Source organism: uncultured Ferrimonas sp. (assembly GCF_947489035.1).
GTDB lineage: Bacteria > Pseudomonadota > Gammaproteobacteria > Enterobacterales > Shewanellaceae > Ferrimonas.
The window spans coordinates 1-16,684 of record NZ_CANLCI010000042.1; the positions used below are offsets into that span (position 1 = coordinate 1).

11 protein-coding genes are annotated in these 16,684 nt (G+C 58.3%); 2 read left to right on the forward strand and 9 right to left on the reverse strand.

The annotated features are described in order from the left end of the window. Nucleotides 1-188 precede the first annotated feature (188 nt). The 9 genes from Q0796_RS17450 to ilvC all read right to left on the reverse strand — a co-directional run bounded on the left by Q0796_RS17450 (nucleotide 189) and on the right by ilvC (nucleotide 13,566). Nucleotides 189-1,310, reverse strand: coding sequence for an alanine--glyoxylate aminotransferase family protein (locus tag Q0796_RS17450; RefSeq protein ID WP_298445583.1), 1,122 nt, complete (start codon nucleotides 1,308-1,310; stop codon nucleotides 189-191). Between the two features lie 129 nt (nucleotides 1,311-1,439). Then, complete coding sequence (locus tag Q0796_RS17455) at nucleotides 1,440-4,511, reverse strand: efflux RND transporter permease subunit (RefSeq protein ID WP_298445586.1); 3,072 nt, start codon at nucleotides 4,509-4,511, stop codon at nucleotides 1,440-1,442. A gap of 9 nt (nucleotides 4,512-4,520) precedes the next feature. Further along, a complete protein-coding gene (locus Q0796_RS17460; RefSeq protein WP_298445589.1) occupies nucleotides 4,521-5,603 on the reverse strand; it encodes an efflux RND transporter periplasmic adaptor subunit in 1,083 nt (360 codons plus the stop codon). 645 nt (nucleotides 5,604-6,248) lie between these two features. Beyond that, complete coding sequence (ilvA, locus tag Q0796_RS17465; protein WP_298445591.1) at nucleotides 6,249-7,814, reverse strand: threonine ammonia-lyase, biosynthetic; 1,566 nt, start codon at nucleotides 7,812-7,814, stop codon at nucleotides 6,249-6,251. Beyond that, the gene (gene ilvD / locus Q0796_RS17470) at nucleotides 7,811-9,631 is read right to left on the reverse strand and encodes a dihydroxy-acid dehydratase (RefSeq protein WP_298445593.1); all 1,821 of its coding nucleotides are present in this window, start codon (nucleotides 9,629-9,631) and stop codon (nucleotides 7,811-7,813) included. The genes ilvA and ilvD overlap by 4 nt, the downstream gene beginning before the upstream one ends. A 9-nt stretch (nucleotides 9,632-9,640) precedes the next feature. Beyond that, nucleotides 9,641-10,621, reverse strand: coding sequence for a branched-chain amino acid transaminase (locus Q0796_RS17475; RefSeq protein ID WP_298445607.1), 981 nt, complete (start codon nucleotides 10,619-10,621; stop codon nucleotides 9,641-9,643). Between the two features lie 12 nt (nucleotides 10,622-10,633). Beyond that, nucleotides 10,634-10,915: an acetolactate synthase 2 small subunit gene (ilvM, locus tag Q0796_RS17480; protein ID WP_298445595.1), complete on the reverse strand. Its 282-nt coding sequence runs from the start codon at nucleotides 10,913-10,915 to the stop codon at nucleotides 10,634-10,636. Beyond that, on the reverse strand, nucleotides 10,912-12,564 hold the full coding sequence (gene ilvG / locus Q0796_RS17485) for an acetolactate synthase 2 catalytic subunit (protein ID WP_298445597.1): 1,653 nt from the start codon (nucleotides 12,562-12,564) through the stop codon (nucleotides 10,912-10,914). The genes ilvM and ilvG overlap by 4 nt, the downstream gene beginning before the upstream one ends. 3 nt (nucleotides 12,565-12,567) lie before the next feature. Further along, nucleotides 12,568-13,566, reverse strand: coding sequence for a ketol-acid reductoisomerase (gene ilvC, locus Q0796_RS17490; protein ID WP_298445599.1), 999 nt, complete (start codon nucleotides 13,564-13,566; stop codon nucleotides 12,568-12,570). 428 nt (nucleotides 13,567-13,994) lie between these two features. On the opposite strand from ilvC, the gene Q0796_RS17495 reads away from it, so the two are divergent. Both Q0796_RS17495 and Q0796_RS17500 read left to right on the forward strand, forming a co-directional pair. Next, nucleotides 13,995-15,518, forward strand: a complete 1,524-nt coding sequence (locus Q0796_RS17495; RefSeq protein WP_298445602.1) for a YifB family Mg chelatase-like AAA ATPase — start codon at nucleotides 13,995-13,997, stop codon at nucleotides 15,516-15,518. A 147-nt stretch (nucleotides 15,519-15,665) separates the two neighbouring features. Further along, nucleotides 15,666-16,607 (forward strand): acyltransferase, encoded by a 942-nt coding sequence (locus tag Q0796_RS17500; protein WP_298445605.1) that lies wholly within the window; start codon nucleotides 15,666-15,668, stop codon nucleotides 16,605-16,607. Nucleotides 16,608-16,684: the final 77 nt, after the last annotated feature.

Here is a 16,684-nt window from a genome sequence, read left to right on the forward strand (position 1 = left end):
GAGGCGCTCGGGATTGCAAAGGGACGAGTCCCTTGCCCGCCGCCGAGCGGTCTCGGCAATGACCTTTATGCCGCAGCTGGTCATGCACAATAAGTTCAACAGCTAATTGGTACACAGCCTAAAAAAAAGGAGCGCAATGCGCTCCTTGTGGGTGGTTCTGCGGCCGTTACCGAGCAACCGCCCCCGGCTTACTTGGCCATTACCTGTTTCAGCGCCGCCAAGCACAGCAGCACATTTTCATGGCGAGCGGCGTAGCCCATCAAGCCGATGCGCCACGCTTTGCCCGCCAACGCGCCCAGACCCGCGCCGATTTCAAGGTTAAAGCGGTGCAACAGTTCCGCTCGCACCGCGGCGTCGTCCACACCCGCGGGGATGTAAACGGTGTTCAGTTGCGGCAAGCGGTGGGCTTCTTCAACCACGAACGTCAGCCCCAACTGTTGCAGCCCCAACTTTAATTCTTGGTGCATCGCCCGATGGCGCGCCCAAGCGTTTTCCAATCCCTCTTGCTGCAATAGCCGCAGCGATTCATGCAGGGCGTAGAGGCTGTTCACCGGCGCGGTGTGGTGGTAGCTGCGCTTACCGGTGCCAGACCAATAGCCCATCACCAAGGTTTGATCGAGGAACCAGCTTGGCACTGGGCTGGTGCGTGCTTCCAACTTGGCCACCGCCTTGGGCGAGAACGACACCGGCGATAAGCCCGGCACGCACGACAGGCACTTTTGGCTGCCGGAGTACACGGCGTCGATGCCCCACTCGTCCACCCGCAGTTCAATGCCGCCTAACGAGGTTACGGCATCGACGATGGTCAGCACCTCGTGCTGCTGCGCCAGCGCGCACAGCGCCTTGGCATCAGAGCAGGCACCGGTGGAGGTTTCCGCGTGCACAAAGGCCAGCAGCTTGGTGTCGGGGTGCGCCGCCAGCGCCGCCGCCACTTTATCGACACTGACCGGATGGCCCCATTCGTCGTCCACCAAGATCGCTTCGCCGCCAACTCGCTCGACGTTTTGGCGCATGCGTTCACCAAACACGCCATTGCGGCACACAATCACTTTGTCGCCGGGCTCAACCAAGTTAACGAAACAGGTTTCCATGCCGGCGCTGCCCGGAGCCGAAACCGCGATGGTGAACGGGTTTTCCGTTTGGAAGGCGTATTGGATCAGCGCTTTGGTTTCATCCATCATCGCCACAAATTGCGGATCCAGATGCCCAATCGTCGGCTTGGCCAGCGCTTGCAGCACCTGCGGGTGAACGTCGGATGGCCCCGGCCCCATGAGGGTGCGCGGGGTGGGGTTAAATGGGGCTACGGTCATCGCTAAAACTCCAAAAAATGAAATGGTTAAGGCTGTGTGCAAGCTACCACAACTGCTTCTTAGACTTAGAATTTGCCATAAAAAAACCGGCGCTGGGCGCCGGTTTTTGATGGGTTGATAACGATTAGGTTAAGCGCTGGTTTCTGCCAGCAGCGCGGCTTCTTTTTCGTTATCGACGGTTTTGGCCAACATCACGTAGAACACCGGCACCACAAACAGGGTGAACAGGGTACCTACCGACAGACCAACGGTGATCACCAAACCGATGTTGTAGCGCGACACCGCCCCCGCACCGGAGGCCAATACCAGCGGCATCACCCCCAGTACCATCGCGGCGGTGGTCATCAGGATTGGGCGCAAACGCAAGCTGGCGGCTTCCACCACGGCAGTGACTTTGTCTTTGCCTTGGCGCTGCAGCTGGTTGGCAAATTCCACAATCAAGATGCCGTGCTTGGAGATCAAGCCGACCAAGGTGATCAAGCCCACTTGGGTGTAGATGTTCAAGGTGGCCATGCCGAAGAACAGCGGGATCATCGCGCCGAAGATCGACAGCGGTACCGTGGTCAGTACCACGATAGGATCGCGCCAGCTTTCAAACTGCGCCGCCAACACTAAGAAGATCACCATCAACGCCAAGGCGAAGGTAACGTACAAGGCGCCGCCTTCCCCTTCAAACTGACGGCTCTGGCCGCCAAAGTCGTAGGCGTAGCCTTGCGGTGCAATCTCTTGCAGCTTGGCTTTTAAGAACTGGTGCGCATCGGCAATGGTGGCACTGCCTGGCATCGGCAACGCTTCCAAGGTGGCTGAGTTCAGCTGCTGGAACTGAGTCAAACCGTTGGGGATCACTTCCTGCTGTACCGACACAATGGTGGACAGTGGGATGGAATCCCCGTTGCTGCTGTTGACGTACAGCTCGGCAATGCGATCCGCAGTGGCGCGATACGGCGCGTCCGCTTGCGGGATCACCTCGTAGCTGCGGCCCTGAATGTCGAAGTAGTTGGTGCGGAAATCGCCCAGCTGGGTCGACAGCACGGTACCGATGGTTTCCATGCTGATCCCCAACTGACCGGCTTTCTCGCGGTCAATTTCGATGTGGATCTGCGGCTTGTTCATTTTCAGGGTGTTGTTCACCACCATAAACAGGCCGCTGTTGCGGGCTTCACGGGTCAGATCGGCCATCACCTTACTTAAGGTGGCGTGATCCGCGGTGGTGGTTACCACAAAGTTCACCGGCAAACCGGATGCAACCCCAGGCAGCGCCGGCGGGTTAACGGTAAAGACGGTCAAACCGGCGATCTGGCCTGCGTCCCGTTGCACCTGCGGTTGCACTTCCATCTGGGTGCGCTCACGCTGGCTCCACGGCTTTAAGCCCAGCACCGAGAAGAAGCCGCTTTCACTGGGGTAACCGGCAAACACCAACGCCATGTTGTACTCAGGGTACTGCGACACCATGTCGGTGTACTGCTTCCCGTACGCGGTGGCAAAGTTCACCCCAGCGTTATCTGGGCCGTTGGCGATGCTGAACAGGTAGCCCTGATCTTCATCCGGCGCCAGTTCCGATTGGGTCAACATAAACATGCCACCAATGGCCAAGAACAGCAGCATGGCGCTCATGGCGATGGCGGTTTTGTAGTACCCCACCACGTGGTTCAGCAACCGCTGATACGCGCCTTTTAAGCGGTCAAAGATCCGGTCTAGCAGCTGTGGCAGCGGCTTGTGCAGATCTTCTTTGTTGAGCAGCTTCGAGCTCATCATCGGCGACAGGGTTAAGGCGATGAAGCCGGAGATCAATACCGCCGCCGCCAAGGTAAAGGCGAATTCGGTAAACAGCGAGCCGGTTAAGCCGCCCATAAAGCCGATCGGCGCGTATACCGCCGCCAACGTTACCGTCATGGCGATCACGGGCAGCGCAATCTCACGGGCACCCACCACCGCAGCACGCACGGGGGTTAACCCTTCTTCGATGTGACGGTGGACGTTTTCCACCACCACGATGGCGTCATCCACCACCAGTGAAATCGCCATCACCAGCGCCAACAGCGTCAGCAGGTTGATGGAGAAGCCGAAGCCCAGCATGAACAAGCCCACGCCCACCAACGACAGCGGCACGGTCACAATCGGGATCATCACACTGCGCAGTGATCCCAAGAACAGGAACACCACCACCACCACAATGGCGACGGCTTCGCCCAAGGTGGTCACCACTTCGCTGATCGATTCGCTGATGAACTCGGTGGAATCGAAGTTCATCACTTGGTTTAAGCCATCCGGCAGGTTGCGTTCAATCTCTGGCAGCACTTCATACACGCCCTTGGCCACATCCAATGGGTTGGCGCCGGGGGTGGTGGTGATGCCAACGAAGATCGCTGGGGTGCCTTTGTACATCGACTGCACTTTGTCGGATTTGGCTGCCAGCTCAATCCGCGCCACATCCTGCAGCCGTACGATTTTGGTGCCTTCACTCTTGATGGTGATGGCGCCAAACGACGCTTCATCTTGCAAAGAGGTCGACGCACGTACCGACGTTACGGTGTAGGTATCGCGCACTTCACCGGCGGCACTTTGGAAGTTGTTTTTGCCCAGCGCTTGGTTGATGTCGGCGGCGGTCACGCCGTTGGCTTGCATCCGCACTGGATCCAGCCACACCCGCATCGAGAACTCTTTTTCCCCAAACAGCTGCGCTTCCGCTACCCCATCCACTTCGGTAAATTTCGGTTGCACCACCCGTTTGAGGTAATCGGTGATCTCCACCCCATTCATCGAATCACTGAAGTAGGCCAAGTACATGATGGCGCCGCCGCCAGCCACGCTTTTGGCGATGATCGGATCGTCGATGCTTTGCGGCAAACGGCCCTTCACTTCGTTCAGCTTGGTCAGCATCTCCGCCATGGCGGTGTTGGCGTCGTAGCCCAGATTCAGGTACACCGAGATGGTGGAAAGCCCCGCCTTAGAAGTAGCGGTAACGTAATCGATGCCTTCGGCCGAGGCGATCGCCTCTTGAATTGGCTGAGTAACAAACCCCTGCACCAGCGCCGCATCGGCGCCTGGGTAGCTGGTGGTTACGTCAATCTGGCCAATTTCCATGTCAGGGTACTGGCGCACCTGCATGTCCATAAAGGCGCGGGCACCGAACACCAGCAGCAGTACGTTCAGTACCACTGCCAGCACGGGCCGGCGGATAAACAGATCGGTAAATTTCATGCAGCCCTCTTACAGCTTAACCGCGTCGGACAGAACCACTTTGGTGCCGTTCTCAAGCTTGTTGATGCCAGCATTCACAATCTGAGCGCCTTGCTCTAAACCGCTCAACACTGCCACGTTGTCGCCACGACGCTCGCCAATTTTGACGTAACGGCGCTTCACCATCAGTTCACCCGCGTCGTCTTTCAGTACTTCAAAGACCGCATCGCCAAATGGGCTGTACGCGATGGCCGTTGCCGGAACCACAATTGGGGTAATGGCGTCTTTCATCAACAGGCGAATGTCGGCGTACATGCCTGGGTGCAGTTCCCCTTTGCCGTTCGGCAATTGGGCACGCAGGGCGATGTTACGGGTGTCTTCATCCACTTTGGCTTCAATGGCGATCACTTGGCCTTCGAAGGTGCGACCTGCAGCCGCGCTAACGCTTAAATGCACCTGCTGACCGGTGTACAGGCTTGGCAAGTAACGCTCTGGTACCGAGAAATCCACGTACAAAATACGCGCATCTTGCAACGTCACCAACGCTTGGCCACTGCTGATGAACTCACCCAGCGAGAACTGACGGATGCCCAAGGTGCCGCTGAACGGGGCGATGATGTTTTTCTTGGCGATGGTGGCGCGGGTTTGCGCCACCATGGCGTTGGCCACTTTCAGTGCCGAGCTGGCTTCATCCAGATCGGTTTCCGACACGTTGTTCTGCTTAAACAGCCCCGCCATCCGGTCGTACTTAATCTTGGCCAGCTCTGCTTGCGCCAAGTAGCTGGCCAAGTTGGCCTGCTCTACGTCGTCGTTCAGGGTCAGCAGCAGTTGCCCCGCTTCGATTTTCTGGCCGCTTTCAAACTGAATGCTATCAACGGTGCCCGCCACTTCCGCCGCCACATCGATGTCTTCAATGGCATGCAAAGAGCCCACAGAAGCCACCTGTGGTCGCCAAGTTTGTTGTTCCACGGTCACCGCCGACACGGTTGCCGGTGGTGGCGCATAATTTGCCATCTGGGCCATGCCCTCAGAGATCTGTTGGTACTTCATGGCTGCCAACATCGACAGCACCAGCACCACAATGCCTACTACCAGCACAATACGTTTTAACATCAAGGAGTCCTTCACGCCGAATACGGCACCAATGGAGATAAATAACTGCGCGACATTCTAACCAGCACAGCGCAAATACCAACCACCATTCGCGCTAAATTTGTAAAAATTAACCGTTAAGCAATAACGCTAACATTTTGATCACGAACGTAATTCTAATAAGGCTTCGGCTGTACAGAGTTGAAGCCAAATAGCAATAAAAAAGCGCCACTTAAGCGCCTTTTTTGGCCATTAATGATGCCACTCAACCCGGTTCCATTCGCGCCGGTTTAAGCCATTAACAGCTACTATTTTTATGCCTCAGCCATTTCTTAGGCATAAAAAAACCGCCTCAAACTGAGGCGGCAAAAAAAACTCAAACAAAGAAGATGATGATGAATCTGTTAATTAAGACGTGGCGCAATGAAAAAGGTTCAACCAATCACAACATTTATTTTTTGCTGCCTTGCGCCACCGTGCAGACATAAAAAAACCGCCTCAAATTGAGGCGGCGAAAATGTCTAACAAAGGAGATGATGAACTATCTGGTTAATAAGACGCACGGCTGGCCAGAAAGTTCAGCCTGACTCGAAAAAAAACCAAACAGCCAAATTTTGGGCAAAAAAAGGGGGAGAACCATCCCCCCGTGCGCCACGCAACGACACACTAGCCTCGCAGGAAAAATTGATACGCTGGGCTGTCACTGACCTCGCGCCAATCGGCATCGATGGCCGCGAAGGTGGTTTGCACACTGGCAAAGGGCACCTCGCCCAACTCTAACCCCAGCAGCACTCGGCCACTGGCGGCACCGTGGTTACGGTAATGAAATAACGAGATGTTGCAGCGATCCCCCAGCTGGGTAAGAAAATGCGCTAATGCCCCAGGGTGCTCTGGAAAGTGCAGGTGAAACAGCCGCTCCTTTACGCCCGTTGGCGCAACGCCCCCCACCATGTAGCGCACATGCAGCTTGGCGGTTTCATCCGCCGACAGATCCTGATGGGGGTAACCCGCGTCGGTTAACGCCTGACTGATGAGGTTGATTTCATCTGCCTGCCCCAGCTTGATCCCGACAAACACATGGGCGCGGTCGCGATCGCTGAAACGGTAGTTAAATTCGGTGATCGCCCGTTGCCCCAGCACTTGGCAGAAACGCAAAAACGCCCCTTGTCGCTCGGGAATGGTGACCGCCAGCAACGCCTCTTTGCCCTCGCCCAGCTCGCAGCGTTCTGACACATAACGCAGGGTGTGAAAATTGATGTTGGCGCCGGATAAGATCGCCGCCCACTGCTGCGGCGCGGCTGATGCCGGCGGCTCTGGCTGGCGCTGGGCGTAACGCTTCATGCCCGCCACCGCTAAGGCGCCCGCTGGCTCGGCAATGGCGCGGGTGTCTTGGTAGATGTCTTGAATGGCGGCACAGATCTCATCGGCACTGACGGTGATCACCTCATCCACGCAGTGCTGAGCCAACGCAAAAGGCGCCGCGCCGATCTGCTTTACCGCCACCCCATCGGCAAACAAGCCGACTCGAGCTAACGGCACCGGTTTGCCCGCCGCCAGCGCCGCTTGCAAACAGGCGGCGTCTTCGGGCTCAACCCCGATGACTTTGATCTGTGGCGCTAACGCTTTAATGCACGCGGCCACTCCGGCAATGAGGCCGCCGCCGCCCACCGGCACAAACACCGCGTTCAGATCCCGTTGCTGTTGCAGCAACTCTTGGCCAATGGTGCCTTGGCCAGCAATCACGGCGGCGTCGTCAAAGGGCGGCACCATGGTGTAACCGTGCTGCGCCGCCAAAGCATGGGCTTGCTGATAGGCGCTGTCGAAACTCTCACCATGCAGCAGCACCTCGGCACCGAAGCCTCGCACCGCGCTGACTTTGATCTCTGGGGTGGTTGTCGGCATCACGATCACCGCTTTCACCCCCGCTTGCTGCGCCGCCAGTGCCAGCCCCTGGGCGTGATTGCCCGCCGACGCGGCCACCACCCCAGCTTGGCGCTGCGCCAGCGTTAAGCCATGCAACTTGGTGTACGCGCCGCGCAATTTAAACGAATGCACCGGCTGCTGATCTTCCCGCTTGAGCCACAATTGGTGGCCGAACCGAGCCGACAGCTTTGGCAACGGCGACAGCTCGGTGCGCTTGGCCACGTCGTACACCGGCGCAGTGAGGATCTGCTGCAAGGTTTGCTGCACTAAGGCGTGGCCCAACATCGACGGCGTGGCGGCTTGGCTCATCGCAATAACTCCTGATCGCGCACCGCGCCTTTATCCGCACTGGTGGCCAATAACGCGTACGCTTTCAGCGCCGCTGGCACCTGCCGCTGCCGCTTAGGTTGGTAATCGCAGCGCTGCTGCCGTTGCGCCAAGGTGGTCGCGTCCAGCTGCAGTTCAATCCGTCGGTTGGGAATGTCGATGGCGATGGGATCGCCATTTTCAACCAGCGCCAAGGGCCCGCCACTGGCGGCTTCTGGCGAAACGTGGCCGATGGACAAGCCCGAGGTGCCCCCCGAGAAACGCCCGTCGGTGATCAGGGCACACGCTTGCCCTAAGCCCATCGATTTTAAGTAACTGGTGGGGTAGAGCATCTCCTGCATTCCCGGCCCGCCTTTGGGGCCTTCGTAGCGGATCACCACCACTTCCCCCGCTTGCACCTCGCCGGCTAGGATCCCGTTTACCGCCGCGTCTTGGCTGTCGTACACCCGCGCTGGGCCATCAAAGGTTAAGCAGTCGTCGCTCACTCCGGCGGTTTTTACCACGCTGCCGTTGGGCGCCAAGTTGCCGCTGAGCACCGCCAAGCCCCCTTCTTGGCTGTACGCGTTGGCCACACTGCGAATGCAGCCGTTGGCGCGATCCTGATCCAGGCTGTCCCAGCGGCAGGATTGGCTGAACGCCTTGGTGGTGCGAATGCCGGCGGGGCCAGCGCGGAAAAAATCATGGGCTTGCGGGGCTTGATCCACGTCCCATTGGCGCAGCACCTGCGCCAATGACTCCCCAGCGACGTGGGGCACATCGGTGTGCACCAAGCCGCCCTTGGCCAGTTGCCCCAACAGCGCCATCACCCCGCCCGCCCGGTGCACGTCTTCCATGTGGTATTGCGGCGTGGCCGGTGCCACCTTACATAAGTTGGGCACTTCACGAGACAGGGCGTCGATGTCGGCCAAAGTGAAATCCACCTGCGCCTCTTGCGCGGCGGCCAACAGATGCAAAATGGTGTTGGTGGAGCCGCCCATGGCGATGTCCAAGGTCATCGCATTTTGAAACGCCTGCTTGGTGGCAATGCCCCGGGGCAAAGCCCGCGCATCGTCTTGCTGATACCAGCGCTGGCACAGCTGCACAATGCGTTTACCGGCCTCTAAAAACAGCGGCCGCCGATCGGCGTGGGTGGCCAGCATCGAGCCGTTGCCCGGCAGCGATAACCCCAGCGCCTCGGTCAGGCAGTTCATTGAATTGGCGGTAAACATGCCCGAGCAACTGCCGCACGTTGGGCAGGCGCTGCGCTCCACTTGTGCGGCTTGTTCGTCCGACACCTTCGGATCGGCGGCTTGCACCATCGCATCAACCAGATCCAGCTTGATCAGCTGATCCGACAGCTTGGTTTTGCCCGCCTCCATCGGCCCGCCCGACACAAAGATCACCGGAATATTCAGCCGCAATGCCGCCATCAACATGCCTGGGGTGATCTTGTCGCAATTCGAGATGCACACCAGCGCATCGGCGCAGTGGGCATTGACCATGTACTCAACGCTGTCGGCGATCAGTTCGCGGCTGGGCAGCGAATAGAGCATGCCGCTGTGGCCCATGGCAATGCCATCGTCCACGGCGATGGTGTTGAACTCTTTGGCCACCCCACCGGCCTCGACAATTGCTCCGGCCACCAGATCGCCCATGTCTTTTAGGTGCACATGCCCCGGCACAAACTGGGTGTAGGAGTTGGCAATGGCGATGATCGGCTTACCAAAATCCTCGTCGGTCATGCCGGTGGCGCGCCACAGGGCACGGGCACCGGCCATATTGCGGCCAGAGGTTGAGGTGGCAGAGCGGTACTTAGGCATAACGGATCCTTACAACACGGTGGCGGCGGTGTGAGCTTCAAAGCTGGTTTGGCAATCCGCTTGGGGATTGACGTAATCGAGCCAGCCCCATTTGTCTTCGGTGCTGCCATCAAACAGGCCGAAGAAGCGTTGCTGCATCAAGGCGGTAATGGGCCCACGCTGGCCATTACCCAATTCGATGCCATCAACGCTGCGTACCGGCACAATCTCAGCGGCGGTGCCGGTCATGAACAGCTCATCGGCCAGATACAGCGCTTCGCGGGCGATCGATTCCTCTTTCACGGTTAACCCGGCGTCGCGGGCCAAGGTGATGATGGTGTCGCGGGTCAGCCCCGGCAAAATGGCGGCGGTGGTGGGCGGGGTGATCAGCACGCCGTTTTTCACCACAAACAGATTTTCACCGGCGCCTTCCGAGATCTGGCCGTTCACATCCAGCGCGATCCCTTCGGCGTAACCATGGCGTTTGGCTTCGCCAGAAATCAGCTGCGAAGACAGGTAGTTGCCACCGGCTTTGGCGCCGGTAGGCATGGTGTTCGGCGCCAAACGGTTCCAGCTGCTGATGCACACATCAACCCCTTGTTCGATGCTGTCGGCACCTAAATAAGCGTTCCACGGGAAGGCGGCGATCATCACTTCGGCTTCGCTGCCTGGGGGCACATTCAGCCCCAAGCCCACGTTGCCGTAAAAGGCCAGTGGCCGAATGTAGGCGCTGCTCAGGCCATTGCAGCTCACCGCGTCACGGCAGGCTTGGTTGATCTGCTCGGGCGAATAGGGGATCGGCATGCGGTAGATTTTGGCCGAATCGAACAAACGCTGAATGTGCTCTTCTAAGCGAAAAATCGCGCTGCCCTGCGGGGTTTTGTAGGCTCGAATGCCCTCAAACACCGACGAACCGTAATGCAGGGCGTGGCTGAGCACGTGCACCTTGGCGTCGGCAAAAGGCATAAAATTTCCGTTAAACCAGATCTGTTCTGCTTGATTCACTGCAATCTCCTTCGCGGCTTAGCCGTGGGCTGCGGCAGTGGCCACAGCGCTGTTAGTCGGTACGTGGTTGGCACTGGTGGCCAAGCGGCAAGTGTTCACATCAATCAGCTTATCCAATTGGCGGGTTAATTGATCGATGGGGCGGTCGCTGTTTACCGTTACCTGCAGGTGGCTGCCTTGTTGGCTTTGGTTCAGCTGCAGGGTGGCAACGGCAAAGCCGCGGTGGCGGGTGACTCGCAATACTCGCTCCATCACTTCGCTGCTGGGGTTCATCTCGATGTACAAAGTGTGCTGCTTCATTGCTGTTGCTCCATCATTTCATCGTTAGAGGCGCCAGGTGGCACCAGTGGCCATACGTTTTCTTGAGCTGAAATAGAGACATGCAGCAGGTACGGGCCTTTCGCGTCCAGCAGTTGCTGCACCGCCTGCTCCACTTGATCCCGATGCCAAATGTGGCGCCCCGGAATATCAAACGACGCCGCCATGGCGACAAAGTCGGGGTTGTCCGACAGGTTGGTTTCGCTGTAACGCTCCTCAAAAAACAGCTGCTGCCACTGCTTTACCATCCCTAAGCGCTGGTTATCCAACACGATGATTTTCACCGGCAGCTGCGCCCGCTTAATGGTGGTGAGCTCTTGCACGTTCATCATGAACGAGCCATCGCCGCTCACTAAAATGGCGCAATCCTGTGGCCGCGATAGCGCCGCGCCAATGGCAACGGGCAAGCCAAAACCCATGGTGCCCAGCCCCGCCGACGACAGGTGATTGGCCGGAGAATCAAACCACATGTGCTGCGCCACCCACATCTGATGCTGGCCCACATCACAGGCCACCATGGTGTGCGGCGGCATCAACTCATTCAGCCGTTTCAACAACGCTGGGGCATAGATGTTGTCGCCGGGGGCGTCGTAACGCGGCGCACAGTGGTGCGCCATCTGCTGACAGTGCTGCCGCCACGATGCGATGCCCTGCGACAAGCTGATGGTCAGCTCTGGCAGCAACTTACGCAGATCGCCACTGCAAGACAGCAACGCGGCGCGGCGTTTGCCGATCTCGGCGGGATCAATGTCTAAGTGGATCACGGTGGCATCGGGGGCAAAAGCGTCCAATTTGCCGGTCACCCGATCATCAAAGCGCGCCCCCAACACCAGCAGCAAATCGCACTGCTGCACCGCACTGTTGGCGGCTTTGTTGCCGTGCATGCCCAACATCCCTAAGTAACCTGGCGTCTGTTTGGGGATGGCACCAATGCCTTTTAAGGTCACCACCGATGGCATGCCAGTGTGGCGTAAGAACTCACGCAGCTCGGCCACGGCGCCCGCCATGCCCACGCCACCGCCCACGTACACCAATGGCCGCTGCGCCTGCTGCAACAACCGCTGTGCCTGCTCTAATTCAAAGGTGTCGTTGGCCGCGACCGCCAAGCTGGGCGGCGCACTTTGGTAGGTAACCAACGCTTGCTGCACATCTTTGGGGATGTCCACCAACACCGGGCCGGGGCGGCCTTCGGTGGCGATGGCAAAGGCGCGGTGCAAGGTGGCGCACAGATCCTCTGGCCGTTCCACCAGAAAGCTGTGCTTGGTGCAGGCCAGCGACAAGCCAAGCAAGTCGATCTCTTGAAACGCGTCGGTGCCGATCGCAGCCCGTGGCACTTGGCCGGTGATCGCCACAATGGGCACCGAATCCATCATCGCATCCGCCAAGGCGGTGATCAGATTGGTGGCGCCGGGGCCAGAGGTGGCGATGCAAGCCCCCACCTTGCCAGAGGCGCGAGCGTAGCCCACGGCCGCAAACGCTGCCCCTTGTTCATGACGGCACAGCAGGTGCGCAACTGGCGAGTCCAGCAGTGCGTCATACACCGGCATGATCGCACCGCCGGGGTAACCAAACACTTGGCTCACACCCTGTTCTGCTAATGCGCGTACCACCGCCTCGGCCCCACTGCTCATTGGCTATTCTCCTCGGTTTAACCACGGCATGCGGGCGCGTAAATCCGCCCCAACCGCTTCAATTGGGTGATCGCAATCTTGTTGCTGCAAACGGCGGTAGTTGGCGCTGCCCGCTTGGTGCTCGGCAATCCATTCCCGCGCAAACTGACCCGATTGGATCTCGCTCAGCACCTTATTCATTTCCGCTTTCGCCTTGGCATCCACCACCCGTGGGCCACGGGTTACGGCGCCATACGCGGCGGTGTCGGAGACAAATTCATGCATCCGCGACACGCCGCCTTCGTACAACAGATCCACAATCAGTTTCAGTTCGTGCAAACATTCGAAGTAGGCCAGCTCCGGTTGGTAACCCGCTTCGGTCAGGGTTTCCCAGCCCTGCTGCACTAACGAAATCGCCCCGCCACACAGCACCGCTTGCTCACCAAACAGATCGGTTTCGGTCTCTTCGCGGAAGTTGGTGGTCAGCACCCCACCGCGCGTCCCACCAATGGCATCGGCGTACGCCAGTGCCTTGGCATGAGCGCTGCCAGACGCATCTTGATGCACGGCCATCAAGCACGGCACACCAGCGCCTTTTTCATACTCGGTACGCACCAAGAAGCCCGGCCCTTTCGGCGCCACCATGGTCACGTCGATGTCGGCGCTGGGGTTGATCAGCTCATACAAGATGTTGAAACCGTGGCTAAACATCAGCATCGCTCCAGCTTTGATGTTGGGCGCCACAAAGTCGGTGTAGATCTGCCCTTGCACCATGTCGGGGGTCAGCATCATCACGATGTCGGCGTCTTTAACCGCATCGGCAAAGCCAACCGGTTGCCAGCCTTCCTGCTCAGCCTGCTGCCAACTGGCACCGCCGGGACGCAGCCCAATAACCACATTGGCGCCGCTGTCACGCAGGTTAAGCGACTGGCCACGGCCTTGGCTGCCGTAACCAAGCACGGCGATGGTTTTGCCTTCGAGCAAACTGGGGTTGGCGTCGGCTTGGTGATACATCTGGGTCATGCTGCTGATCTCCGTTGACTGATATTTAAAACAAAAAAAACCCCGCGTCTGTCGAGGCGGGGTTGGTTGCGATTTGGTGTGTGCTAGCGTCTGCCGTTGCTGCCTGCCCAATCGCGTCCCCCGCCGGTGACGGTAATCACCACGGTAATTAGGACTAGGACTAGGCGCTGGGCAACTGGGAACATGAGTCTCTCGCACATAAGTTATTGGGGTTATTCAGCCAACAGGCAGCTGAGTGTTGCGGCTCATTTTGTGAGCACCCCTATATTTCTAGCACAGCGATTTTTTTGCTGCAAAGTATTATTTGCAACCCGAACAAAACACAGATGTAACAATTTATTTCTGATATGAAGCGGTCGCTTAATCCGTTTGCCCAATTGATTTTCACGACACTTATCCGCTATTTGCGTACAAGAAGGCGACACAATATGGGACTTTCTCGATTACACAGTCGGGGGCAGTTGGGGATAGCTGCCCCAGTGGTTACGGTAGAAACCCACCTTGGCGGGGGCTTACCCAGCTTCACTTTAGTGGGGTTGCCGGAAGCCTCGGTACGAGAATCCCGAGAACGCGTGCGAGCGGCACTGCAAACCGCCGGTTTCAGCTTTCCGGTGTCGCGCATTACCCTTAATTTGGCCCCCGCCGATCTGCCCAAGCAAGGGGGCCGCTTTGATCTGCCCATTGCCCTGGGCATTCTTGCTGCATCGAATCAAATACCCCCACAATCGCTGCAAAATTGCGAGTTTTACGGCGAACTTGGCTTGGCCGGTGAACTGCGGCAAGTGCGTGGCTTGCTGCCGGCCTTGGTGGCTGGCCATAACGCCGGTAAGTGTTTATTTATTCCCGAGGCCAATCAACAAGATGCGGCCTTGTTGCCTCAGGCTCAGATCAAATTGGTGCCGGATCTAACCGCGCTGGTGGCGGCGCTGCACGGCCAGCACAGCTTGGCCGAGCCCAGCTTGAGCAGCGTGCCAACGCCACCATCCCCCCCGCAACCGGATCTCAGTGCCATCATCGGCCAAGAACAGGCAAAGCGGGCGCTGCTGATCGCCGCCAGCGGCGGCCACAACCTGCTGCTGTTGGGCCCGCCGGGCACCGGTAAAACCATGTTGGCGTCGCGCTTGGCCAGCTTGCTGCCGCCGCTGCCGCTAGAACAAGGCTTGGATGTGGCCGCCATTCACAGCGTCGCCGGACTCAGCCGCGAAGCGCAGCAACTGGCGCAGCGGCCCTTTCGTGCCCCCCATCATTCCAGCTCCGCCGCGTCGTTGGTGGGCGGGGGCTCGATACCGCAACCCGGCGAGATCTCATTAGCCCACCACGGGGTGCTGTTTCTGGATGAACTGCCGGAGTTTCCCCGCGTGGTGCTGGATAATTTGCGCGAGCCGCTGGAGTCGGGGCAGGTAGTGATCTCCCGCGCCAGCGCCAAACTGACCTTTCCAGCGCAATTTCAATTGGTGGCGGCGATGAACCCCTCCCCCAGTGGCGAAGTGGGTAGCCGCAGCCGCGATACCCCCGAGCAGATCCGCCGCTATTTAGGCCGATTATCGGGGCCGTTGCTGGATCGGTTTGATCTGAGCGTGGAGGTCAGCCGCTTGCCCGCAGGCAGCCTCAGCCAAGGCCATGCCAACGGCTTAACCAGCGCCGATGCCCGCCAGCAGATCTTGGCGGCACAGCAACGGGCTCAGCAGCGCCAAGGGAAATTAAACCATCTGCTCAGTGGCCAGCAATTGGGGCCAGAGCTGGGCATTTCCCAGCCGCTGCTGGCCTTTACCGAGCTGGCCATTAATAAGCTCAATCTGTCGGTGCGCGCCTATCACCGCATTTTGCGGGTGGCTCGCACCATCGCCGATCTGGACGGCAACGCCGACGTCAGCAAAGCCCACATCGCCGAGGCGCTGGGTTATCGCGCCATGGATCGGCTGCTGGCGGAGTTGCAACGCCAAGCGCAATAAGCAAAGTGGAGCAGCGCAACCGATCCAGCGCGCCAGCAGCGATGGCACTTCACAATAAAAACCGGATAAGATACAAGGTTGTAACAACGCACGTTTTGCCCCTGCTGTTACCATAATTTATTACAACAACTAAGAAATGGATTCCGAATGTTGTCACTGTTACCTGGGCCATTAGTGGCCGTTTTGGTCGTTACTGCGGCGCTGCTCAATCTTGCCTTGTGGGGCACCTTAGTGGTGCTTACCGCGCCCCTGAAAGCCCTGCTGCCGATGGCAAAAAATCCCATCGGCGATCTGGCTAACCGCTTTATGGCGGGCTGGGTACTGGGCAACGAAATCATCTTAAAGGGCTTAACCCCAACCCAATGGCATATTCAAGGGTTGCAGCAACCGCTTAACCCACAGGGCTCCTACCTGATCGTCTGCAATCATTTAAGCGCCATGGACATTGCGGTGGTCACTATCGCCCTGCGCCGCAATGTGCCCATGTTGAAGTTTTTCTTAAAACAGCAGCTGTTGTATGTGCCCTTTTTAGGCGCCGCCTGCTGGGCACTGGACATGCCGTTTATGCGCCGCTTCAGCAAAAGCCAATTGGCTAAGAACCCGCACCTGAAAGGCAGCGACATCGACACCACTCGTCGCTCCTGTGAACGCTTTCGGGATCGGCCCACCTGCGTCATCAACTACGTGGAAGGCTCCCGCTTAACCCCCACCAAGCACCAGCGCCAGTGCAGCCCTTTCAACTACCTGTTGAAGCCCAAAGCCGGCGGTATCGCCTTTGCGATGAGCACCTTAGGCGATCAATTTGAGCAGGTGCTGGATCTGACCGTGGTCTACCCCGGCGCCACCGATGACATCATGGCCGCCTTTGTCAGTGGCAAGGTTGAGCACGTGGTGGTTGATATCAATGTGATCCCAATGAGCGCCGTACCGCAGGGCGATTACCAGCAAGACAAAGGCTATCGCGTTGAGTTTCAAGCCTGGCTCAATCAAGTTTGGCTGCGTAAAGATCGGTTGATTGGGCAACTGCTGCGCCAATACCAACCCATCAACAAAGCTCGAGATTTCTATCAGGCCATCGCCTCTAAATAAGGCTGTGTACCAATTAGCTGTTGAACTTATTGTGCATGACCCGCTGCGGCATAAAGGTCATTGCCGAGACCGCTCGG

Excerpts from the sequence above, each read along its gene's own strand:
- ilvD (WP_298445593.1), bottom strand. The coding sequence starts at position 9,631 with ATGCCTAAGTACCGCTCTGCCACCTCAACCTCTGGCCGCAATATGGCC.
- Q0796_RS17460 (WP_298445589.1), bottom strand. The coding sequence starts at position 5,603 with ATGTTAAAACGTATTGTGCTGGTAGTAGGCATTGTGGTGCTGGTGCTG.
- Q0796_RS17455 (WP_298445586.1), bottom strand. The coding sequence starts at position 4,511 with ATGAAATTTACCGATCTGTTTATCCGCCGGCCCGTGCTGGCAGTGGTA.
- ilvG (WP_298445597.1), bottom strand. The coding sequence starts at position 12,564 with ATGAGCAGTGGGGCCGAGGCGGTGGTACGCGCATTAGCAGAACAGGGT.
- Q0796_RS17500 (WP_298445605.1), top strand. The coding sequence starts at position 15,666 with ATGTTGTCACTGTTACCTGGGCCATTAGTGGCCGTTTTGGTCGTTACT.
- ilvM (WP_298445595.1), bottom strand. The coding sequence starts at position 10,915 with ATGAAGCAGCACACTTTGTACATCGAGATGAACCCCAGCAGCGAAGTG.
- ilvA (WP_298445591.1), bottom strand. The coding sequence starts at position 7,814 with ATGAGCCAAGCCGCCACGCCGTCGATGTTGGGCCACGCCTTAGTGCAG.
- ilvC (WP_298445599.1), bottom strand. The coding sequence starts at position 13,566 with ATGACCCAGATGTATCACCAAGCCGACGCCAACCCCAGTTTGCTCGAA.
- Q0796_RS17450 (WP_298445583.1), bottom strand. The coding sequence starts at position 1,310 with ATGACCGTAGCCCCATTTAACCCCACCCCGCGCACCCTCATGGGGCCG.
- Q0796_RS17495 (WP_298445602.1), top strand. The coding sequence starts at position 13,995 with ATGGGACTTTCTCGATTACACAGTCGGGGGCAGTTGGGGATAGCTGCC.